The organism is Ekhidna sp. (assembly GCF_040220215.1).
Taxonomy (GTDB): Bacteria; Bacteroidota; Bacteroidia; order Cytophagales; family Cyclobacteriaceae; genus Ekhidna.
The window spans coordinates 184,481-206,593 of sequence record NZ_JAVJTR010000019.1 but is presented as its reverse complement, the minus strand read 5'-3'; the positions used below and the strand labels follow the sequence as shown (position 1 = coordinate 206,593).

19 protein-coding genes are annotated in these 22,113 nt (G+C 41.0%); 4 read left to right on the top strand and 15 right to left on the bottom strand.

Annotation, left to right across the window (positions count from 1 at the left end; genetic code table 11):
* Positions 1 to 78: 78 nt before the first annotated feature.
* The gene (locus RIC88_RS13785; protein ID WP_350218132.1) at positions 79 to 993 is read left to right on the top strand and encodes an AraC family transcriptional regulator; all 915 of its coding nucleotides are present in this window, start codon (positions 79 to 81) and stop codon (positions 991 to 993) included.
* Here the strand turns inward: RIC88_RS13785 and RIC88_RS13780 are convergent.
* The 4 genes from RIC88_RS13780 to RIC88_RS13765 are packed head-to-tail and all read right to left on the bottom strand — an operon-like array spanning position 990 to position 4,606.
* Positions 990 to 1,361 (bottom strand): hypothetical protein, encoded by a 372-nt coding sequence (locus RIC88_RS13780; RefSeq protein WP_350218131.1) that lies wholly within the window; start codon positions 1,359 to 1,361, stop codon positions 990 to 992. The two genes, RIC88_RS13785 and RIC88_RS13780, sit on opposite strands and share 4 nt — an antisense overlap.
* A complete protein-coding gene (locus RIC88_RS13775) occupies positions 1,339 to 1,698 on the bottom strand; it encodes a phage holin family protein (protein WP_350218130.1) in 360 nt (119 codons plus the stop codon). Before RIC88_RS13775 ends, RIC88_RS13780 begins: the two co-directional genes overlap by 23 nt.
* Positions 1,699 to 1,719: 21 nt before the next feature.
* Positions 1,720 to 2,886: a Na/Pi symporter gene (locus tag RIC88_RS13770; protein WP_350218129.1), complete on the bottom strand. Its 1,167-nt coding sequence runs from the start codon at positions 2,884 to 2,886 to the stop codon at positions 1,720 to 1,722.
* A gap of 4 nt (positions 2,887 to 2,890) precedes the next feature.
* Positions 2,891 to 4,606: a Na/Pi cotransporter family protein gene (locus RIC88_RS13765; protein ID WP_350218128.1), complete on the bottom strand. Its 1,716-nt coding sequence runs from the start codon at positions 4,604 to 4,606 to the stop codon at positions 2,891 to 2,893.
* Between the two features lie 226 nt (positions 4,607 to 4,832).
* On the opposite strand from RIC88_RS13765, the gene RIC88_RS13760 reads away from it, so the two are divergent.
* Positions 4,833 to 6,002 (top strand): porin, encoded by a 1,170-nt coding sequence (locus tag RIC88_RS13760; RefSeq protein WP_350218127.1) that lies wholly within the window; start codon positions 4,833 to 4,835, stop codon positions 6,000 to 6,002.
* On the opposite strand, the gene RIC88_RS13755 is transcribed toward RIC88_RS13760, so the two are convergent.
* The 11 genes from RIC88_RS13755 to RIC88_RS13705 form a co-directional block, all read right to left on the bottom strand.
* On the bottom strand, positions 6,003 to 7,193 hold the full coding sequence (locus tag RIC88_RS13755) for a M20 metallopeptidase family protein (RefSeq protein WP_350218126.1): 1,191 nt from the start codon (positions 7,191 to 7,193) through the stop codon (positions 6,003 to 6,005).
* On the bottom strand, positions 7,186 to 7,683 hold the full coding sequence (locus RIC88_RS13750) for an SPOR domain-containing protein (RefSeq protein WP_350218125.1): 498 nt from the start codon (positions 7,681 to 7,683) through the stop codon (positions 7,186 to 7,188). The genes RIC88_RS13755 and RIC88_RS13750 overlap by 8 nt, the downstream gene beginning before the upstream one ends.
* A complete protein-coding gene (gene secA / locus RIC88_RS13745; RefSeq protein ID WP_350218124.1) occupies positions 7,665 to 11,018 on the bottom strand; it encodes a preprotein translocase subunit SecA in 3,354 nt (1,117 codons plus the stop codon). Before secA ends, RIC88_RS13750 begins: the two co-directional genes overlap by 19 nt.
* 108 nt (positions 11,019 to 11,126) lie before the next feature.
* A complete protein-coding gene (dapF, locus tag RIC88_RS13740) occupies positions 11,127 to 11,897 on the bottom strand; it encodes a diaminopimelate epimerase (RefSeq protein WP_350218123.1) in 771 nt (256 codons plus the stop codon).
* A 327-nt stretch (positions 11,898 to 12,224) separates the two neighbouring features.
* On the bottom strand, positions 12,225 to 12,590 hold the full coding sequence (gene rplS / locus RIC88_RS13735; RefSeq protein ID WP_350218122.1) for a 50S ribosomal protein L19: 366 nt from the start codon (positions 12,588 to 12,590) through the stop codon (positions 12,225 to 12,227).
* Positions 12,591 to 12,665: 75 nt separating this feature from the next.
* Positions 12,666 to 13,283, bottom strand: a complete 618-nt coding sequence (locus RIC88_RS13730) for a response regulator (RefSeq protein ID WP_350218121.1) — start codon at positions 13,281 to 13,283, stop codon at positions 12,666 to 12,668.
* On the bottom strand, positions 13,280 to 14,896 hold the full coding sequence (locus RIC88_RS13725) for a tetratricopeptide repeat-containing sensor histidine kinase (RefSeq protein ID WP_350218120.1): 1,617 nt from the start codon (positions 14,894 to 14,896) through the stop codon (positions 13,280 to 13,282). The genes RIC88_RS13730 and RIC88_RS13725 overlap by 4 nt, the downstream gene beginning before the upstream one ends.
* 29 nt (positions 14,897 to 14,925) lie before the next feature.
* The gene (locus RIC88_RS13720) at positions 14,926 to 15,222 is read right to left on the bottom strand and encodes a hypothetical protein (protein ID WP_350218119.1); all 297 of its coding nucleotides are present in this window, start codon (positions 15,220 to 15,222) and stop codon (positions 14,926 to 14,928) included.
* Positions 15,223 to 15,463: 241 nt separating this feature from the next.
* Positions 15,464 to 16,138 (bottom strand): tRNA (guanosine(37)-N1)-methyltransferase TrmD, encoded by a 675-nt coding sequence (trmD, locus tag RIC88_RS13715; RefSeq protein ID WP_350218118.1) that lies wholly within the window; start codon positions 16,136 to 16,138, stop codon positions 15,464 to 15,466.
* Positions 16,139 to 16,217: 79 nt separating this feature from the next.
* Positions 16,218 to 16,763, bottom strand: a complete 546-nt coding sequence (gene rimM / locus RIC88_RS13710) for a ribosome maturation factor RimM (protein ID WP_350218117.1) — start codon at positions 16,761 to 16,763, stop codon at positions 16,218 to 16,220.
* A 6-nt stretch (positions 16,764 to 16,769) separates the two neighbouring features.
* Entirely contained in the window at positions 16,770 to 17,477 is a 708-nt protein-coding gene (locus RIC88_RS13705) for a 30S ribosomal protein S16 (protein ID WP_350218116.1), read from the bottom strand.
* A gap of 300 nt (positions 17,478 to 17,777) precedes the next feature.
* On the opposite strand from RIC88_RS13705, the gene RIC88_RS13700 reads away from it, so the two are divergent.
* On the top strand, positions 17,778 to 20,492 hold the full coding sequence (locus RIC88_RS13700; RefSeq protein WP_350218115.1) for a 2-oxoglutarate dehydrogenase E1 component: 2,715 nt from the start codon (positions 17,778 to 17,780) through the stop codon (positions 20,490 to 20,492).
* A 44-nt stretch (positions 20,493 to 20,536) separates the two neighbouring features.
* On the top strand, positions 20,537 to 22,096 hold the full coding sequence (odhB, locus tag RIC88_RS13695; protein WP_350218114.1) for a 2-oxoglutarate dehydrogenase complex dihydrolipoyllysine-residue succinyltransferase: 1,560 nt from the start codon (positions 20,537 to 20,539) through the stop codon (positions 22,094 to 22,096).
* Positions 22,097 to 22,113: the final 17 nt, after the last annotated feature.

The following is a 22,113-nucleotide window of genomic DNA, read 5'->3' as shown; positions in this document are numbered from 1 at the left end:
AGGTTTTAAGGGCGAATATTATTAGATTCGTCCTATTATTTTATGATTTATTGATAGATTAACCAGCTTTATTCATAAATGGAGGACTATAACAAAATTATAGAGTCGCTAGAAATTCGATTCGTCAAGGCTAGAAATATTAATATTTTGAAGCCAGTAACAATCGATAATAACTACGAGGTAGAGAACTACCTGATGCTGGTGACGGGTGGTGAAATTAAGTTCGGGAAGGAAAAAGAAGCCGCCGCTGAGGGAGATGTCATTTTTGTTCCGGGAGGCAGGCCAATTTCCATGAGCTATGGAACCGGAACCCCTACAGTGCTTTCAAAAGACGATTTTTTAACAAATAAGGATCAATTTCTGAAATCTTACAATGAGCATTCGGTAAGCGACGAGCACTACAGCTACGTTGCGTTTGATGCTAAGGCCTTTGATTCTGTAAACTTTTTTTCTTCACTGGATATACCTCCTTTTAAGATTGAAGAAAATTATAAGCTAGCGGGACTGATACAGCAAATCAATGATGAAGTAAAGGCTGCCATGCCGGGTAGAGATCGGATTGTGAAAGTTCTCACAGAGAATATGACCATCGAGTTGATCCGGTATATTTTGAACAACAGCTTATTTGTTGAGAAGCTTGCGACCAATAGCACCTATTTCAAAGACCCTCGACTGATAGACATCTTCACTTTCATCAAGGAACATCTTTCGGATGATCTCTCCAATAAAGTGTTGGCCAATGTAGCGAATGTGTCGGAAGACTATGTAGGGCAGTATTTTAAGATGCTCACAGGAATAAACCCTCAGGACTATATCGAATATCAACGGATGGAAGCTGCGGTAAACTTGCTAAGGACCAGCAAGAAAAGTATTCGTGATATTGGCAAAGAGGTAGGCTACAAAGACACAGCTTATTTCTGCAGAAGATTTAAAATGATGTTTGGAATACCTGCCGGCAAAATGCGAAGGAGAGAGTCTTTGATGAATGTCTAGCTTTCTTCCCTGGTCTGTTTCTCTTTCTTTCGAATAGGCTCTTCCTCAACCACTTCCTGCATGATGCTTCCAATGGCTTTTTCTAAATATGGCAGTGCCAAAGCTGTTAGGCGGGAAGAAATTCCACCCGAGGTAGATCTTCGCTTTTTCTTCTTTTTCTTTGGTTTTTCTTCTTCCTCATCATCGCTGAACATATTGAATATCCAGTAAACGAGTAGCCCTACTAAGCCAGCCACCAAAGCGATTTTTCCAACACGGATTGCTTTGTCTTTCAGCTCATCCGAATCACTGGTTAGTTGCAGCTTTAATTTCTCTTCTCTCTGAGAGAGAGCTTTTGCCTGATCTTCAATTGTTCTTTTCTTGCTCATACTTAGCTTCTTCTAATTTAACAATAGCAGTTTCAATCCAGCGCTGTAGTTTCCTTTTTTTAACCAAAAGAACGACGATAATAATTAACAAAAAATAAGCCCCAGCCATAATCAAATAGCCCCAATAAGGACTTTCAAGACCAGCGTTAATCATTTCCGCAAATGCAAATGTGAGAAAGAACAAGAAAAAAAGTAATAACAATGAGAGCATCGAAACAGCTATTACCCCTGAGAGCATCTTAGCCACTCGGGCGATAATGCGGAGTTTTATTTGTTCCGTTTTTATTTCAATAAACTCTACAATGTTGTTAATCACCTTGCTTGCTGAAGATGCCATAGATACCTGTTTACCACAAAGCTAATCCTCTGAAAGTATTTCTACAGTATCTGGCGATTTTTCAGCTGATTCTGAGAAATAAATTAAAGTGAATGGTAGCAAAAAGAAGGCGATAAGGATATATGCAAAGCCCACCAAGCGAACCCTCATGGTTAATTTTCCCATTTTTTTTGCCAGATACACCGGAATTTCGGACATGAACGGAATCAAAAAGAAAATCATTACGCCTGTCAGATTAAAAAGGAAGTGAACAATCGCGAGGCTGATGGCGGCCTCAGATTGAAATATAGCAGCAAGAAGTGCGGTTATAGTTGTTCCGATATTGGCTCCCATTATAAATTGAAATGCCTTTTTGATTTTTACCTTTCCTGTTGCTACCAGGGGAACAATTATTGATGTGGTTAATGAGCTGGACTGTGCAATGGAGGTGATAACCAGCCCCCATCCAAAAGCCCGATACTTGTTTTTGAAGACTACATTTTCGAAACGATCCTTCGTTTTACCTATAAGTATTTTATAAAGCCACTTTGAAATAAACTTGATACATCCAAAAAGCAACAAGATACCAGCCAGGAGCGAGATAATAGGACCAGCAGCACTTACAAACCACTCAGTAGATGTTTCAATAAAAGATGAGCTTGCCACTATTTCATTTTGAATACTACCTCCGACATGAAGCGATGAAGAGATGTACGCGCTGATTCTTTCTAAGAAACGATAGTTTACTTCCAGCGGGAAAAGAATCAGTACCGTAAGGATATTGAAGAAATCATGTGAGGTACCGGCCGCAACTGCTTTTCTAAACTCCTTTTGCTTAGAAATATAGCTCATGGAGATGATAGTACTGGTTATTGTTGTTCCAATATTAGCCCCAATGACGATAGGAATGGCGTTTTCCAAGCTTATAGCGCTGGAGGCGACTGCCGCAACAGCGATTGAAGTTGTTGTGGAGCTGCTTTGCAATAAAGCGGTAGACAGAAGCCCTATGAATAGTCCAACAAACGGATTCTCAGTAACCCTGGATATACTATTGGTCCAGCCTTCCGCCATCTTAGCAATGGATAAGCCCATGAGCTCAATGGAAAGCAAGAACAATAGGATAGAAACTCCTATTACCAGTGTTCTGGAAAGTATGGATTGATAGTTATTTTTTTCCACGTCTGAAGACAGGAATATTTCGCCTATCATATTTTTATTCCTCTAACTCCTCTTTTAATTCACGCTCTTTTTCGCCAGTCATGGCTTCAGAAACATTGATTGCATGATCTCCAACTTTTTCGCACAAGTGGAAAAGGTCCTTGTACCAGCCATCTCTTTGTGGATCAAATTTGTCCTTTTTAATATCCTTGGTCAGGTCTTTTCTCAAAGCGTTTCTCAACTTATCAATTTTATTCTCAACTACCATTGCAGGTTCAAGCGAGTTTGTGCGACTTGTGGAGTCTAGGTTTTCTACCATTATGGCAAGTGCCTGATCAATTAACCCCATCATTTCCTGCAGGTTGGCAACCTGCTTCCCTTTGAATTTTTTCTCACTTTTTAGAATGCGCTCTACATCACGTGACATTTGGAAAAAGATATCACCGATTCGCTCTAGATCATTCACAGCACTCAAAAGACTAGTTACTTTAATAGAACTTGTATCGCTCAAAGTACCGGATGAGGTTACCTTCATGAGGTATTCGGTAATCTCCTGCTCCATTCGATCAGTCATTATTTCAAAATCCCTGATTTTCTTAAGCAATTTTTTCTGCTTCTTAGGCTTGTTTTCTTCAATGAGATTTTGAAATTGCTTGGACATTTTTTGTGTCATCTCACCTAACCTCACCGTTTCTTTTCTGGCTTCCTCTATCGATAGCTCAGCGGTATTCATCATGCCAGTGCTGATATATTCGAGTGAGAACTCATCTTCACCAGTGGACTTGATTAGCCTGGTGACAGTTTTAGCAATAAAGTTTACAAACCAAACCAGTAAGAGGGTATTTAAAATGTTAAAGGCCGAATGGAAAATGGATAATGCCACCGGGATGCTTGTTGCAGTGACAAAGGGGGATGCAGATCCGCTGGAAACCAGGTACCAATCTACCAGGCTTAACGCAGGCCTTATTAGAATGAGAATCCAAACAACACCAAAAATGTTAAAAATTAAATGTGATAAAGCCGCTCTTTTTGCATGTACGTTTCCAACAAGTGCAGCTATGTTGGCTGTGATAGTGGTTCCAATATTTTCTCCAAGCACCATTGCGGCAGCTAGCTCAAAAGGAATCCAGCCATTGTTGGCCATAACCAATGTTAATGCCATAGCAGCACTAGATGATTGCACTACAACCGTAATACCCGTTCCTATTAGCACAAATAGCAATATGGAAAGAAAGCCAAGATCTGTGTATCGGCTCAAGAATTCTAAAATTTCAGGATTCGCTTTAAGATCAGGTACCGAATCTTTTAAAAGGGCAAGCCCCATAAATAGTAATGCAAATCCAACTAGAACTTCTCCCCAAAACTTAAGGCGCTCTTTATTAAAGAACATTAGGGGAAAGCCTATCGCAATAATAGGAAGGGCGTAGCTGGCTATTTTCACTTTGAAACCTACGATAGAAATCAACCAGGCAGTAATGGTTGTCCCAATATTGGCACCCATAATTACCCCAATGGATTCTGTTAACGAAAGCAGTCCGGCATTCACGAAGCTGACTACCAAAACCGTGGTGGCTGAGGAGGATTGTACCAAACTGGTAATTGTAAATCCGGTAAACACACCCTTTGCCCTGTTTGAGGTCATTGAGCTTAGAATGTTTCGCATTTTGGCACCCGCTACCTTTTGGATACCCTCACTCATTACTTTCATTCCATAAATGAAAAATCCAAGTGCGCCTAGCAGGTTGAGGAATTCGAACAGTCCGTATTTCATGATTTCTAATTGTATGAGTTTGCAAAGGTATTCTTACAATGTTTCGTATATGTTAAGAAATTGTGTATTCTAAAACCAATTTATTAAACACACTAGATATGACTTTATACTTTTTTCGGCTTTTATTCAATGTTAAGCTAAAGTTAAGAACTTAACATTGAGTAAATATTCAGGTAATACGTAAAGCCTAACATTGCGCTTTCTTTAAAGAAATCAATAAAAATTTATGAAATTTTTTAAAAACGTATGCTTTGCATTGCTTTTGATCGCATCATTTCAATCCGCAATTGCACAGGATACGGTATCAAGTACATGGGGAAAGCGATTACAATTTGTTGCACAGGATTCCACCTTTGCTTTCAAATTCGGGTTCAGATTTCAAACATTATACGATGGCAGGTATAATCTTAATACAGACGTGTATGAAGATGCAATGATGATTAGAAGAAGTCGATTGAAATTTGATGGCTGGGCCATCGACCCTAAGATTGTTTATAAGCTTGAGCTAGCAGTTTCAAATAGGGATCAAAGCAGTGGTCATAATGCAGAGTCCGGTAATACAGCTAACATCGTGCTGGATGCGGTGGTAAAATGGAATTTTGCCGATAACTGGCATGTATGGTGGGGACAAACCAAGTTGCCCGGAAACAGAGAGCGGGTTATTTCCTCTCAAAATCTTCAATTCGTTGATCGAAGCTTAGTTAACGCCAGATTCAATCTCGATCGAGATGTTGGAGTTCAGTTGAGGCATAAAAGCTCAAACGATAAGTTTCGTCAAATCCTGGCTATTTCAATGGGTCAGGGGCGAAATGTCACTTCACGAAACCCCTCTGAGGGCTATCAAATTACAGGTCGAATGGAATTTCTCCCAATGGGAAGTTTTACCGGGAAGGGGGATTATTTTGGTTCTGACCTAAAAAGGGAGTCAACTCCTAAGCTATCTATTGGTATAACGGGGGATTTAAATACCAATGCCGTGCGATCCAGAGGTAACCTGGGCGGTTTTGTTACAGATGCAAGCAATGCGTATCTACCATCTGATCTTACCTCATTTATAGCCGACATGATGTTTAAGTTTAATGGAATTTCTGCTATGTCAGAATTTATAAAACGATCCGCGGGAAATAATGAAAGCAGATATGGCACAGGAACAGGATTTGTATTTCAGGCAGGCTACCTGTTCCCTTCAAACTGGGAGTTGGCAAGTCGATTTACTACCATTGATGCTGATGATAGTCATGCTGTTTTCCCCGATCAAAAAGAATACACACTGGGTGTTTCAAGATATATCTCAGGACATGATTTAAAGTTTCAGAGTGACATCAGCTATCAAACTTTTGCAGGATCAGATACTGAGTTTTTAATTTTCAGGTTCCAAACTGAAATTGCTCTTTAATTAGGAATTTAATTCATTGATGGCCAGGTAGGCCATAAGCCCCATCCCTGTCTTCAATGCATTTTCATCGATGTTGAAGGTAGGGGTGTGGACTCCTGATGTTATCCTCTTTTCTTCGTTTCGGGTTCCTAATCGATAAAAACATCCGGGAACTTCATGTGTGTAAAAGGCAAAATCCTCAGCTGCCATCCAGAGGTCGAGTTCTACCACATTATCATCCCCCATATAAGCCTTTGCGGCATCAATATTCTTTTGAGTATAGTCCTCATCATTAACCAGAAATGGATAGCCCGAGGCTATATGCACATCACAAGATCCACCCAGTGATGTGGCTATTGATGTTGAAATGTCTCTGACTTTTTGCAAAGCAACCTTTCTCCATTCTTCATCAAAGGTTCGGAAAGTACCATCGATTTTAACCTCGTCAGGAATTACATTATTCACATTCCCTCCTGCAATTTTTCCAAAGGAAAGCACGGAAGGTATCTTAGGATTTGCCATACGACTGACAATCTGCTGCAGTGACACAATGATCTGACTGGCAATTGCAATAGGGTCTACAAAAGTCTCGGGCATGGCTGCATGCCCACCTTTTCCTTTGACTGTTAGGTATACTTCGTCTGCACTTGCCATGTATTTTCCTTTCCGGAACCCCACCTTTCCTTCGGGGATCAGGGGCATAACATGCTGACCGAGAATTTTTTCCGGAGTAGGATTCTGAAGGATGCCTTCTTTAATGAGAATAGATGCCCCGCCAGGTGATTTTTCTTCAGCAGGTTGAAAAATGAACTTTACTGTTCCACTAAAGTGGTCTGTCAGTTCAGATAATATTTTGGCTACACCCAGTAGGTTAGAAGTGTGAACATCGTGCCCGCAAGCATGCATCACACCTTCGTTTTTGGATTTATAAGGTACTTCGTTTGCCTCTGTTATCGGAAGTGCATCTATATCCGCACGAAGCGCGATTGTTTTCCCTTCCCCTTTACCATTCAGACAAAAAGTCACGCCCGTCTCTGCAATTCTAGTCACATTAGTAATTCCAAACTCTTTCAATTTGGATTCTATAAAAGCGGCAGTGTTGTGCTCTTCGAAGGAGAGCTCCGGATGAGCATGGATTTGTCTCCTGATCGAAAGGATTTCGTCAAAATTAGTTTCGGAGAGTGATTTTATTTTTTGTATCAGATCACTCATATTTTTGCAGGAATCTTTCCGGGATCAATAAAGCTCTTGGGAATATCTCTTTTACGTCGGTATATACCCGGTGCGCTTCTAATCGATTGGTAAAGCGCCCTGCCTTTACTCGAAAGTTGGGTTGATGATAGGAAACTTTTGGTTCCAGTTCCGGAAATGTACTATACATTTTTGACCTTGCCTGATTGGCCTCTTCCCGGCTACTTCCTGAATAAACCTGTAAAACGTATCCATCTACATAGGTTCCGGCTTTATTTTGAGCGTATGCAATTTTCGAGATGCTATCCAACTCATTCTTAATATGTCCGCTTAGGGGAGAATAGGTCTCAGTTATTTCCTCCTGACCTGTACTAGTGTCCGTGGTGTCTGCTTTATCTATCATCACAGGCCGATGAACGCTTAGGTCTTCGGAATAGATACTTGTGGAGCTTGGTGTAGCTGCCTTACAAGCCCCAAGCAGGAGTAATATAGCTAGTCGATAAGTACGCATTTATTATTCTTAATGTCGTCTTCTACAGTTTTGAATTTAACATCTTTTTTTACAGAACCATCCGCATATTGCACATTTACTCGCTGGTTTCTACTTGCGATTTTTTGTGACTGAACAGGTTTTGTCTGTTGCTGTACCGGCGGCCTGTTGCCTCCTTCCGGCCCAGCGAGTGCGGACCTGCTTTCTTCTTTCTGCTCCTTGTAGTTTCTGGCAGTTTTTTGTTTTTGAGCAGCCTGTACATCATCCGCTTGCTCGACAGGAATTTCTGCTCTCATCAGGAATGAAACAGTCTCCTCATTCACCTTGCCAACAAAGCGTTTGAACATTTCAAACCCTTCAAACTTGTAAATCAACAACGGATCTTTTTGCTCATATTGCGCATTTCTCACACTCTGACGAAGATCATCCATGTCTCGTAAATGTTCTTTCCAAAGCAGGTCAATGGTTGCCAGGGCAATCATTTTTTCCATTTCCAGAATCACTTCATCACCCTCGGTTTCAACCGCTTTCTTCAGGTTAACAGACGTTCCAATTTGTTTCTTACCATCTGTGAATGGTACAAGTACATTTTCTAAAGTGGCTCCTCGTGTAAGGTTTAGTTGCTTCAGAATGGGTAACGCCTTGTCTTTGATGAGTTGATTCTTTTGTTTGTAGTTCTTCAATGCTTCATTGTACAGCTTTTCTACCAACGTGTTCTCATCACCTTTTTCCAGCTCTTCCTGAGTGATGCTAAAGTCAAGACCTAAGATGGAAATGGCGTTAAGTTTCAGACTATCTAAGTCATTGGTACCTTTCGCGTTGAATATGATGTCTTCACAGGTTTCCAGAAGCATGTTTAGTATATCGAGCTCCAGGCGTTCCCCGTACAGTGCATTTCTTCTTCGCTTATAAATTACCTCACGCTGACTGTTCATCACATCATCGTACTCGAGGAGGTTTTTACGAATGGCGAAGTTGTTTTCCTCTACTTTTCGCTGCGCTCTTTCGATGGATTTTGTAATCATCGAATGCTGAATCACTTCACCTTCCTGAAGTCCCAAACGATCCATGATTTTCGCCACCCTGTCAGACATAAATAGTCTCATCAGGTTGTCCTCTAATGAAACGTAGAATTGAGAAGAACCAGGATCTCCCTGACGACCGGAACGACCTCTCAGCTGTCTGTCCACTCGACGTGATTCGTGTCTTTCCGTACCGATAATGGCTAATCCACCTGCCTCTTTTACTTCCGGAGTAAGCTTGATATCAGTACCACGCCCAGCCATATTCGTTGCAATGGTCACCGCACCCGGTTTACCGGCTTCAGCTACTACATCAGCCTCTCTAGCATGCTGTTTTGCATTTAGAACCTGATGTTTGATGTTTCGCATTTTAAGCATTCGGCTCAAAAGCTCAGAAATTTCCACAGAAGTGGTACCAACCAGCACCGGTCTTCCGGCTTGTGTTAATTCTACGACCTCTTCAGCAACGGCATTGAATTTCTCACGAATGGTTTTGTAAACCTTATCGTTTTCATCTTTTCTTGAAATTGGACGGTTGGTTGGGATAACCACCACATCCAGTTTATAGATATCCCAAAACTCTCCAGCTTCTGTTTCCGCTGTGCCGGTCATCCCGGCAAGCTTATGATACATCCGGAAATAGTTCTGAAGTGTGATGGTGGCATAGGTTTGAGTGGCATCTTCCACCTTTACATTTTCCTTTGCCTCTATCGCCTGGTGTAGTCCGTCGGAATATCGACGACCCTCCATGATCCGGCCTGTTTGCTCGTCCACAATCTTCACTTTTCCATCCATTACCACATACTCTGTATCTTTTTCATACATACAGTATGCTTTGAGTAGCTGGTTAACAGAGTGTATTCGCTGACCTTTTACATTGTAATCACGAATGATGGACTCTTTTTTCTGAAGCTTATCATTTTCAGATATCCCTTCATCTTTTTCCAATTTTGCAATTTCATCGCCAATATCTGGCAGGATGAAGAAGTTTGTATCCTCTCCTTCACCTGTGATCAGGTCAATGCCTTTCTCTGTTAAATCAATGCTGTTGATTTTCTCATCGATGGTGAAGTAAAGCGGCTCATCAGCTTCCGGCATTCTTTTTTGATTGTCTGCCAGGTAGATATTTTCAGTTTTCTGAAGGATCTGTTTGATGCCTGTTTCACTCATGAACTTAATGAGTGGCTTACTTTTAGGTAATCCTCTGAAAGCCCTGAAAAGTGAAAGTCCGGCTTCCCCTTCTTTCCCATCTCTTATAAGCTTTTTGGCTTCATTCAAATAATCACTTACAATTTTTCTTTGTGCATCTACCAGTAGCTGAATCCTTGGTTTTAGATCATAAAATTCATGTTCATCTCCCTTTGGAATTGGGCCTGAAATGATCAATGGGGTACGAGCGTCATCAATTAATACCGAATCGACCTCATCAACCATTGCGTAGTGATGTTTCTTTTGAACCAGCTCTTCCGGACTTCTGGACATATTGTCCCTGAGGTAATCAAAGCCAAATTCGTTATTCGTACCGTAAGTAATATCTGCTAAATATGCTTTTCTTCTCTCAGGTGAGTTTGGTTGATGATTGTCAATACAGTCAATTTTTAAGCCATGGAACTCAAAAATTGGCGCATTCCACTCGGCATCACGTCTTGCGAGGTAGTCGTTTACTGTCACAATGTGTACGCCTCTTTCCGCCAATGCGTTTAGGTAGGCCGGGAGGGTAGCTACTAGCGTTTTTCCTTCACCTGTTTGCATCTCGGCAATTTTACCCTGATGCAACACCACGCCACCAATCAGCTGAACATCGTAATGCACCATGTTCCACACTACTTCATTACCAGCGGCGTTCCACTTATTCTTCCAGATGGCAGTCTCTCCGTTTATCTCAACGTTATCTTTCTTAGCAGCAATTTCTTTGTCGTGTTGAGTAGCCTGAACTACAATTTTTTCGTTCTCGGCGAATCTTCGTGCTGTTTCTTTAACAACTGCAAAGCCTAGCGGCAGGATATCTAAAAGTACTTTTTCCAGCTCTTCATCCCGATCACTCTCCAGTTTATCTATTTGAGCAAAAATGTCTTCCTTTTGATGAACATCAAGAGATTTATCTTCATCAACTTGCTTGTGCAATGCATCTATCTGGTCATCAACATCTTTTAAATGATTTTTTATTATGCCTTTAAGTTCTGCTGTTTTTCCCCTCAGCTCATCATCAGTGATGTTGAGGAGTTTTTCGTGCTCTGCATTGATGAGGCCCACATAAGGATTGAGTTCCTTGAGGTCCTTTTCTGTTTTTGTGCCAAAGATTTTGGCAAATCCCTTCGTTATCGAGTCTAGCATTGAAAAATTCTATTTAGAGGCTATACCCATGGTGAGTTTTGCCGTCAAGTTTTAAAATTTAACCTTTTTATAAGGCCTTAAAGTTATAATGGATTAATGTAAGAGAGATCAGATTGTTACACTTCCTTCAAACACTTTTTCTGCCGGTCCGGCCAGCCAAATATCGGTGAATTTATTGTCCTCTTTTTTGAAGGATATCTGGAGTTTGCCTCCCACCGTTTCTATTTGAACCGGGCTTTCGTACCCTAGCTTTCCGGCCATTATTCCAACGGCAGTTGCTCCGGTACCACAGCTCAGTGTTTCATCTTCTACACCTCTTTCATAAGTCCTGATTTTGACCCTATCCTGCAAAAGCTGTGCAAAGTTGACATTCGTGCCATTTTGGCTGGAATAGGTAGGGAGGTTTCGAATTTTTCTTCCCTCAGGTACAATATCTGACTTGTTTACATCATCGACAATGACAATGTGGTGAGGAGATCCGGTATGGATGTACCACTCTTTTTCATTGATTTCATTGATCTCGTTTACATCAAATAGCTGGAAATGAACAAGATTATTTTCGCTTTTTATTTGATGGATACCATCGGTAGTTTCAAAAGTTGCAGAGCTTGCCACTAATCCGAGGGATTGAGCAAATGTAAAAGCGCATCTGGAGCCATTTCCACACAAACTTTGAGAGCCATCTGAATTAAAATAGACCATACGATAGTCAAGATCAGGATGTTCCTGAATGAGAATCAGGCCATCCGCTCCAATTCCAAACCGGCGATCGCACATTTTTTGAATCAGATCAATATCCTGAGGAAAATGGCCATTCCTGTCATTAACCAGAATGAAGTCATTACCGGTACCTTGATATTTGGTGAAGTTGAGCTCCATGGAGCGAATTTAGTTTGATTTAACCGCAGAGAAAACAGAGTTTTTTAACCGCAGAGGAAGGGAGGTTTAACCACAGAGTGCACGAAGGAGCGAGAGAGAACACGAAAGACTGATTTTAACCACAGAGAGTGGGGTATTTAACTGCAGAGAAAGTAAGTTTTACCACAGCGGACACAGAGGCTTACCAATGCGGTGTGCAAAAATTATAAAGAATCGAGAGAAGAGTAGCATTCGACCTCAATAAGTCTCAGTTATCACTGTGCCTTCTCAGCTCTTTCTGAGTTATCACAAAAAAAATCCCCAGCCGGTTAGCAGGGGATTGAAATTTTATTTTTTGGTAAGCTTTTCTTTGATACGAGCCGCTTTTCCTTTTCGACCTCTGAGGTAGTAAAGTTTTGCTCGTCTTACACTTCCTTTTCTCAACACTTCAATTTTTTCAATGTTTGGTGTAAGGATTGGGAAGATTCTTTCAACAGCGATATCACCGGAAACTTTTCTTACAGTGAAGGTCTCACCGTTCGTGTTTTTGTTGTTGATGGACATCACAGTACCCTGGAACTGCTGCACACGCTCTTTGTTACCTTCTTTAATTTTATAGTGTACGTTGATCGTATCACCAGGAGCAAATGAAGGATGCTTGGCCTTTACGTCTTTATATTCTTCCGCTACTACTTTCAATAATTCTGTGCTCATTTCTGTACTCTTTACTGAGTGTTTTGAAAAAGGAGTGCAAATATAGAAATAAGTATTGGAAAAAAAGATATTGAATTAAATAATTCCATTGTTTAAAGCGTATTGAATCAGCTCTGAACTGCTATGGATGTCTAACTTCTTCAAAATGTTCTTTCGGTGAGTTTTAACCGTATGTTCGGATATAAAAAGGGCTTCTGAGATTTGTGCACTTGTTAGGCCATCACCAAGCTTCCGGATGATTTCTACTTCCCTTTCACTCAGCGAATATTCCTTGTGATCTGCATCATCCTTGCTGAAGTTTTGGATTTGATCGTAGTAGGATTTCCCGCTGTGCACTCTGGCTATGGCATCTGTCAATTCCTTGCCTGTGTTGTTTTTTAACAGACAGCCATCTATGCCTATCTTGATGATTTCCTCCACGAAGGATTTCTGGGCATACATGGTTAAGATGATGACCTTTATTTTAGGATAAAGCGATTTGATTTTTTTGGCACACTTGATCCCATCCATTTCCGGCATGTTGATGTCCAATACAACCACATCTACCTTGTGTTTTTCCAAAAAGTCCAGCACCTCCAAGCCATTGGATGCTTCACCTAAAACCTCAAAACCTTCCCTTGAGCTTAAAACCAGTTTCAGGCCGTCCAGTACAATCTGGTGATCATCAACGATGAGTATTTTTATCTGGCTCATAGGTGTGGAATTTCAATGATGAATGAACTGCCTTTTCCGGGGGTGGAGTCAATAGTGAGTTCTCCATCCAATCTTTCGGCACGATTCTGAATGTTTTTAAGCCCCATACCACCGCTTGCTTCTTTTGGATTAAACCCAATCCCATTGTCTTCATAGATAATACTAAACGAATGATCTACATGGGTGAGCTCGAGGTGCACTTTGGTACATTGTGCATGCTTGAGGGTATTGTTGACCAGCTCCTGAATGATGCGATAAATCTCGATGCTGGCTTCCGATGAAATCTCACCCGTCTGAATGGAAAGATTGAATTTGATTTTTCTGGCAGATGAAACCGCCTCGGTTAATTGCTTGATAGCAGCTTCAAGCCCGAAATGTCGTAGCATCCCTGAGTCCAGGCTATGGGAAATTTTTCGTGTTTCTGTATTGGCGAGCTGAGCCACATCGGCAATTTTTTGTGCAAGCGCAGGAATATCTTTTGGTTTTTTGTTTTGAAGTGTATCTGCATACATGTTTAGAGTTACGAGAATACTCCCCAAGTTATCATGCAGTTCAGCGGCGATCCTTTTTCGTTCCTTATCCTGCCCCTCAAGGAGCGCATAAGTGGTCTTCATTTCCTGGCTTTGGAGGAGGTCCTGGATTGCTTTTTCTGAAGCTATTTTTTGCCTTTTCCTTCTTTGATTGAAGAAAAGGTATGTGGATACGGAAGCAAGAATGAGTAAGAAAGAAAATGCATAAAGGAGAAGTAATTGCCTACGATTCTCTTCTATCTCGGCTTGCTTCAATGCATTGTCTCGCTCAATTTCTGCGGTTTTGAACTTAGTTTCCGAATTGGCTATTTGTTTTTGAAATTCTGCATTCAGAGAAAGCTTATTTAAAGAATCATACTCGAGAAAATTTGAAAGTGATTTATGAAATTCTCCTTTTTCCATGAAAAGCCTAGCTAAACCAAGTTTGGCGCTTGTCATTTGATTCAATAAGGAGTCTGATTTAGCTAAATTGAAGGTTTCTATATAATATTTCTCAGCCTCATTATAATTTTTACTCTTACGATAAAGCAATGCGATATTATTTAAACTGCCAAGAACCCCAATTTTATCATCGTTTTCTTCACGTTTTTTTAATGTGTTTTTTATTAATGATTTGGCACTGTCAATTTCTCCTAAATTGATTAAAATTAGTTCAATGTTTGAGTTAAGCCCTTCAATGTTTTTTTTATCATTTTCTATAATCAAATGAGGCAAAGCTTTCTCGAAATAAAGAAAGATTGAATCATAAGTAGCATTTTTTGGATCATGTAATTGATCAATCAGTTGAATACCCCCAACTCCTAAATACCCTTGACTTAATAGCCTATCGTTGTTGAGTTTTAGCCCAATTTGTAGTCCTTTTCTGTAATAATCTTCACCAAGTTTAAGTTGATGTTGATTCCCATATATCCTTCCAATTCTTAAATAGTAAAGTCCTTTAATATAGGAATGGGTATTACCTAGTTTAAATACTTTTTCTTTTAGAAGTTCAATTGCCAAACCTTTATCAGAAATGTTAAGCGTGCTATCAAGAAATTTTATGTGAGATAAAGAATCCTGTCCTATCAAATTTATTGGCAGCACGCTAACTAGCAATATGAAAGCTATTTTTTTCAACCACCAGTTCCTGGAAGGTGTACAGTTCCATCATGGCTCTTATCAGTTTCACCAAGTCCGCTGATGTGAACATCAAAAATTTTAACACCATTACTTACAGCTTCTTCAACATCGAAAGTACATATACAAATTTCCTTTCGACCTCCAAATATATTGCCTCCCGTAGGCTCCCTTCTACTTGGGTTACTCCAAGATGGATTGTCACCAATAAAATCAAGCTCAACGTTGTATTCATTATCCTTTCCGTTGATTTTGGTATGTTTCCATTTTAAAGGAAGATTTTTTTTGTTCATTAAAACCTCGATTGAAATGGTGTGTCTGCTTCCTTGGTGCCCCAAGACCATTCTGAAAAAGTGATCATTGTCATTCATCTTATTATATAAATTTTAGGTTAGAAATAGGTTTCTCTAAATATACCGAATAGCTGATCGTCTTCCGATGTGTTGCAGTCGGATTCTTTATTGAGTTAAAATTCCTCTTAGTTTAGGACAAAAAAAATACCCCGGTGGAGGTATTTGGTAATTAATGTGAGGTTTATTCCAGCAAATCCGGCCTTCTTTCCTGTGTTCTTTTCAGAGCTTGTTCGTTTCGCCAGGCTTCTATTTTCGCCTCATGACCGGAGGTAAGTACTTCAGGAATTTTCCATCCTTTGTATTCTGCCGGACGGGTGTATACAGGAGGGGCCAATAGATTATCCTGAAAGGAATCGGAGAGGGCGGAGGTTTCATCATTCAGTACTCCGGGAACAAGCCTGATTAACGAATCAGCCAAAACCATGGCTGCCAATTCCCCACCAGAAAGCACGTAATCCCCAATGCTGATCTCTTTGGTCACCAAATGATCCCGCACCCGCTGATCTACTCCTTTATAATGGCCACACAGGAAAATGAAGTTTTGCTTAAGGGAAAGCTGGTTGGCCATAGACTGATTGTACGTTTCTCCATCGGGAGTTAAATAGATCACTTCATCGTAATCTCTTTTTTCTTTTAGCCCGGAGATACATTTATCAATAGGTTCGATCATCAGCACCATGCCGGCACCACCACCAAAAGCGTAATCATCTACATTTAGATGCTTATTGGTTGAGTAATCGCGAAGGTTGTGAATTTCAAGCTCTACCAGTCCTTTGTCCATCGAGCGTTTTACGATGCTCTGGGTCAGAGGGCCTTCAAAAAGGTCAGGTAGACAAGTGATGATGTCAATTCGCATTTTATTTAACCACAGAGGGCGCTAAGTTTATCCACGTAGAGCACAAAGTTAATCACGGAGAGCACAGAGCTCTTAATGGTTAATTTTCAAGAAGGTCAGAATCCTCTTTCAGATACACGTCGAGTAGTCCTTCCGGAAGATTGACTATAATTTTTCGTGCTTTAATATCTGCTGAGAGCAGAATTTCATCTTTTAACGGGATTAATACTTCTTTGCCGTTCACATCAACAGACAGAAGCTGATTGCCATTAAGGTCGATCACTTCTTTAGCAACACCAATGAGTTGATTTTCTTCGAACACCTCACATCCGGCCAAATCATGGAAATAATATTGGCCGTCTTCTAAATCCGGCAAAAGGGAGAGAGGTAAATAGAGTTTTGCTTTCACTAACGCTTTGGCCTGATCGAGCGAATCAATATCCTCGAATTTGACCAGGGCCTTATTGTTATTAACCTGAATGGTATCAATAAAAAAAGGAACCAGTTTTCCGGATTGCTCCAGAAATACTGATTCCAAATTTTGATATTCGTTCGGGAAGTCTACTTCTAATGAAATACTGACTTCTCCATTAAGACCGTGGGTCTTGATCACTTCCCCTAGTTGGTAGCAATCATCCTGCCGCATAGCAGATTAACCCTCTTTTTTGTCTTCTTCTTTTGCTTCTTCAGCAGGAGCTTCCTCTTTAGCTTCAGCTTTTGGCTCTTCTTTCGCCTCAACAGCTGGTGCTTCTTCTTTAGCTTCAGCCTTAGGCTCTTCAGCAGGAGTTTCTTCCTTGGTTTCAGTTGCTTGCGCTTCCTCTACCTCGGCTACATCTTCTTCTACATCCTCGTTACCTTCAGCACCACCTTCTTTGATTTCTTCAACCAATGCAGCCTCTGCTTCCTGAGCTTTCTTCTTCAATCCTTCAGCTCTTGCATCGCTCACCTTCTTCTCAGCCTCTAAAGCAGCTTTCTTCTTGTCAGCTTTTGATTTTGCAAGTCTTTCTACTTTACCTTGAATCTTAGATTCTTTGTCTTTCATCCAGGCTTCCAGCTTCTTATCTGCTTCTTCCTGCGTGATAGCTCCTTTGTTCACACCAATTTGAAGGTGTTTTTTCATCATGATACCTCTGTAAGAAAGCATTGCTCTAACAGTATCAGTTGCCTGTGCACCCTTCATCACCCAATCAAACGCCTTGTCATTGTCCAAATTAATGGTTGCTGGATCTGTGTTTGGATTGTAAGTACCAAGTTTTTCGATAAAGCGACCATCTCGTGGTGCTCTAGCGTCTGCCACTACTACATCGTACATGGCTTGTTTTTTGCGTCCTCGACGCGCTAGTCTAATTTTTACTGACATAATTCTTTTTGTTTATGGAACTCGTCCATCAAAAGTTTTAAAAATGGAGCGCAAATGTAGTTTATTTTTCTCGTTCTGAGAAGGTTAAGGTGAAAGAATAAAACATCTCCTTTTTTGAGTTATAAATTTTCTAAGAACTGCTTATTTTTTTTATCCCTTTCTGGTAAAGGGAATAAGGTTTTTCAAAAATGTAACTGCTTCACGTTCAGTAATAATACCTATGTGTATTTGCTTAAACGATTTTACAATTTTTATTGAAACCTTCTAGGTTATACCTTTGTTTCAGAACACAATATGAATATGGATAAATATTCCTACATCGCGAATGCTCACGGCAATTACCTGGATGAGCTATTCAAAGCATACAAAGATAACCCGGAAAGCATTGATGAATCCTGGAAGAAGTTTTTTGAGGGGTTTGAATTTGCTCAGGAAAAGTATGGGGAGCCGGATGAGCCCAAGGCTGTAGCAACCCCAAAAGAAACGGCGGTTAGAAACCTTATATATAGCTATAGGGCTTGGGCACACCTAGTGTCTAAAACAAATCCTGTACGGGAGAGAAGACCGCATACAGCTAAGCTGGAATTGTCGGATTTTGACTTGTCTGAAAAAGACCTGGAAACGGAATTTGAAGTTGGCGCAGAAGTAGGGCTAGGAAAAGCGTCTCTGCGAAAAATTCTGGAGAAGCTCAAGAAAGTATACGCCGGTTCTATTGGTTTTGAATACAATCACATCAGGGACTCAAATGTGAGCGAGTGGTTGAAATCAAAAATTGAAACGGAAGGAGCAAACATAAGCCCATCCAAAGAAGAAAAGCACCGCATCCTTTCTAAGCTGAATGAAGCCAGTGGTTTTGAGAATTTCCTTCACACCAAATTTTTAGGACAAAAGAGGTTCTCACTGGAAGGAGGTGAAAACATGATCCCTGCTTTGGATAAAATCATCAATAAGGGGAGGGAGTTGGATGCAGAAGAGGTTGTTATCGGGATGGCCCACAGAGGTAGACTAAACGTGCTGGCTAATATCATGGGTAAAACCTACGAAGAGATATTTAGCGAATTTGAAGGAAATCAGGAAGTAGACCTAACCATGGGAGATGGTGATGTGAAGTACCACTTGGGCTACTCATCCCATTTAGAAACCACATCAGGAAAGAAAATGTATGTCAAACTGGCCCCAAACCCTTCTCACCTGGAAGCAGTAGACCCTGTCGTGTTGGGTTACTGTAGGGCTCAGATTGACGATGAGTACAAAGGGGATTTGGGTAAGGCAATTCCCATTTTGATTCACGGTGACGCAGCGGTGGCAGGTCAAGGAATTGTGTATGAATGTATCCAGATGTCCTTGCTGGAAGGATACAAGACTGGAGGAACCATCCACTTTGTGATCAATAATCAGGTTGGTTTTACAACCGATTTTGCGGATGCACGATCAAGTATTTACTGTACTGATCTGGCTAAAATTGTGGATGCTCCTATTCTACACGTAAATGGTGACGATGCAGAAGCTGTTCAATTCTGCGCAAACCTTGCGATAGAGTATCGTCAGAAGTTTAACAAGGACATTTTCATTGATATGTTGTGCTACCGAAGACATGGACACAATGAAAGCGATGAACCTAAATTCACACAGCCTAAGCTGTATAATGCCATTGGCAAACATCCAAATCCACGGGAAGTCTATGTGAAGAAGCTGACTGAACAGGGCGACTTAAGCGATAGTGAGGTTAATAAATTAGAAAAAGAATTTAAGGATAAGCTGCAGGACAGGCTTAACGAAATAAAAGAGCACCCGCTTCCTTATAAACCTCAAAAGATTGAGGAGGAATGGGATCACTTAAGAAGGTCTAAGGAGGCTGATTTTGATAAATCTCCTGTTACCAAAGTTTCTCAGGAAATGGTGGACAAGGTGGGTAAGGCCATTTCTCAGGTACCCAAAGGATTTAAGCCTCTCCGGCAGATTGAGAAATTGATAAAAGACCGGAAGGCCAACTTCTTTGAAAAGAAAGAACTGGGTTGGGCAGATGCGGAATTATTGGCCTACGGATCGTTGCTGGCTGAAGGAACAATTGTTCGAATGACTGGTCAGGATGTGAAAAGAGGTACCTTCTCTCACAGACATGCCTACTTTTTTGATTCAAACACAAATGAACCATACTGCGGATTAAATAATATCCAAAAGGATCAGCAACCATTGAGGATTTACAATTCACTTTTATCTGAATATGGGGTGCTTGGTTTCGAATATGGTTATGCCATGGCTACTCCGAATGCTTTGGTGATTTGGGAAGCTCAGTTTGGTGATTTTGCGAACGGTGCTCAGATTATGATTGATCAATTCATCGCCAGTGCTGAAAGCAAATGGCAGAGGATGAATGGTTTGGTGATGCTGCTCCCTCATGGATATGAAGGGCAGGGCCCGGAGCACTCTAGTGCACGAATGGAGCGATTCCTGCAAATGTGCGCTAATGAGAATATTATAATTGCCAATTTGACCACTTCAGCCAATATTTTCCACTTGATGAGGCGTCAGGTAACATGGGAGTTTAGGAAGCCTGCAGTGGTTTTTTCACCTAAGTCATTATTAAGGCATCAGGGTACTGTTTCTCCAATGAAAGATTTCACTTCGGGAAGTTTCCAGGAGATTATTGGAGATGACTATGTGACGAATAAGAGTGTGAAGAAAGTATTGTTCTGCTCCGGAAAAGTCTACTTTGATTTACTAGAAGAGCAGAAGAAGAAAAAGTCCAAGGATGTCGCGGTTGTTCGTGTGGAACAAATTTATCCCTGGCCACAAAAGCAGATTGATGCGATCCTTAAGAAATACAATAAACCAAAGCTTGTTTGGGTTCAGGAAGAACCAAGAAATATGGGTGCCTGGAGTTTTATTAAAACTCGCATAGAGATGGATTTTGAAGTAGTTGCTCGAAAGATCAGTGCTTCACCGGCCACCGGGTATTCAAAAATTCATAAAGAAGAGCAGGCCAAATTGGTCAAACAAGCTTTTGATATTTAGTAGACATTATCTGAAAAGAGTATAAAAAATTAAACAAGAAGAAAATGAGTCTTGAAATGAAAGTTCCTACGGTAGGTGAGTCAATCACAGAAGTGACCGTAGCATCATGGACAAAAAGTGACGGGGACATGGTAGAGATGGACGAAGTGATTTGCGAGCTTGAGTCCGATAAAGCTACCTTCGAAGTAACCGCTGAAGCGGCCGGAAAGCTGAGCATCAAAGCTCAGGAAGGCGACACCCTGGAGATAGGTGCTGTTTTATGTGAAATTGACGAGAGTGCGGAAGGTGGCGGAGGATCGTCATCCTCAGAAAGTAAACCTGAATCCAAAGGGTCATCTGATGATTCATCCTCTGAGGCCAAAGCGACAGGTGAGGTGCTGGAAATGAAAGTACCTGCTGTGGGTGAGTCTATTACGGAGGTGACTATTTCTACCTGGGCGAAAGGTGATGGTGAATTTGTGGAGTTGGATGAGGTTATCGCTGAGATTGAATCCGATAAGGCCACTTTTGAACTTACTGCCGAGGCACAAGGAAAACTACAGATTGTAGCGCAAGAAGGTGATACATTGGAAATTGGTGCTTTAATCTGCAAGATTGAAGTGATGGAAGGCTCGCCTTCAGCTTCATCTTCGGCGAGCAAGGATGGGAGTACACCATCTGCTAGTACAGCCTCTTCTTCAGATAAAGAAACATATGCAACAGGTCATGCTTCTCCGGCAGCAGCAAAAATTCTGGACGAGAAAGGAATCTCAGCTGGAGATGTAAAAGGAACCGGAAAAGATGGGCGCATCACGAAAGAGGACGCCATGAGTGCTCAAAAATCCGCACCCAAAGAGGCGAGTAAATCTGATGATAAGCCATCCAAGCCACAATTTGAAGCTCCAACATTTGGTGGAGGTGTGAGCAGGGAGCAGCGCAGAGAAAAAATGTCTTCTCTGAGAAAAACGGTTTCCAGAAGACTCGTTTCTGTTAAAAATGAAACGGCCATGCTCACCACTTTCAATGAGGTGAACATGAAGCCAATCATGGATTTAAGAAAGAAGTATAAAGAAGAGTTCAAGGAAAAGCACGAGGTTGGTTTAGGGTTCATGTCCTTCTTCACCAAGGCAGTTTGTGTGGCACTTCAGGAATGGCCAGCAGTAAATGGCCAAATTGATGGTAATGAACTAGTCTTCAGTGAGTACTGTGATATTTCTATTGCTGTTTCTGCACCTAAAGGATTGGTTGTGCCGGTGATTAGAAATGCTGAGTCTATGAACTTTGTGCAGATAGAAAAAGAAGTTATCAGACTAGCCACCAAGGCAAGAGATAATAAGTTGAGCATTGAAGAAATGGAAGGTGGAACATTTACGATTACCAATGGTGGTGTGTTCGGTTCCATGATGTCAACGCCTATCATCAACGCTCCTCAGTCTGCGATTTTGGGTATGCATAACATTGTGGAGCGCGCAGTTGTTGAAAATGGAGAGGTTGTCGTAAGACCAATGATGTATGTGGCTCTTTCTTATGATCATAGAATCATCGATGGACGCGAATCTGTGAGTTTCCTTGTGAGAGTGAAGCAATTGTTGGAAGATCCAACCAGATTAATGTTAGGTGTCTAATTCTAAATTCTAAAATC